Annotated in this window: 1 protein-coding gene; it reads left to right on the plus strand. The window is 70.4% G+C overall.

Going from position 1 to position 974, the window contains the following annotated elements:
* Nucleotides 1-146: 146 nt before the first annotated feature.
* Nucleotides 147-965, plus strand: a complete 819-nt coding sequence (locus GJV82_RS19205) for a transposase family protein (RefSeq protein WP_155100331.1) — start codon at nucleotides 147-149, stop codon at nucleotides 963-965.
* Nucleotides 966-974: the final 9 nt, after the last annotated feature.

Below are 974 nucleotides of genomic sequence, written 5' to 3' on the forward strand. Positions count from 1 at the left end.
GAGGTGTTCTCACCAGGACGGATGAGGTGACCAGCGCGACGGCGCGCTGACCTGCAGGTTCGCCCGGTAGCGGGTTTGGCAGCAGCAGGGTCCCAGGACCAGGATGCAAGTCGCCAAACACACAAACCGGACGACTGGGACCCTGCTTGATCACCTATCGTGCCACCCTCGACGTGCCCGCACACACCCTGGCCACCGTGACGCGCTGGATCACGGCGCACCGCCGCGCCCGCGATATCCGGCCCTGGCAGCGCGCCGCGACCGCCCGCACGCAGGCCCTGCTGGTGCTGCGCTGGTTCAAGGACGCGACTCGTCTGCGCCTGCTGGCTCGTGATGCGCGGATCTCGACCGCGACCGCCTACCGGTACCTGCACGAAGCCATCGACGTCATCGCCCACCGGGCACCCGACCTGCACGACGTGCTGGCCACCGCCCGGGCCGAGGACTGGCCCTACGTCTGCCTCGACGGCACCCTCGTGCCGACGATGCAGCTGCACGGCCCGAAGAACCCCTCGGGCGCCGAGTCCTGGTACTCCGGCAAGCACCACCGCCACGGCGGGAACATCCAGGTCCTGTGCGACCCGACCGGCTACCCCGTGTGGGTCTCGCCGGTCTCGCCCGGCTCGACCCACGACATCACCGCCGCCCGCGCCTTCGCCCTGCCCGCGCTCTACCCCGCAGCCGCCGCGGGCCTGCCGACCCTCGCCGACGCCGGCTACCAAGGCGCCGGAGCCGGGATCTGGCACCCGCTGCGCCTCCCGGCGAACCCACACGTCGACGACGTCACCCGCACCAAGCTCCTGACCGGACTGCGATCCGTGGCCGAACGCGGCAACGCCCTGCTCAAGAAGACCTGGCCCGCCCTGCAGATGATCACCCTCGACCCGCACCGTCTCACCGAGATCACCGCAGCAGCCCTCGTCCTGCTCCACCTCCAACGAGGAACCCGACGATCATGCTGGTGAGAACACCTC

Source organism: Cellulosimicrobium composti (genome assembly GCF_009711085.1).
GTDB lineage: Bacteria > Actinomycetota > Actinomycetes > Actinomycetales > Cellulomonadaceae > Cellulosimicrobium > Cellulosimicrobium composti.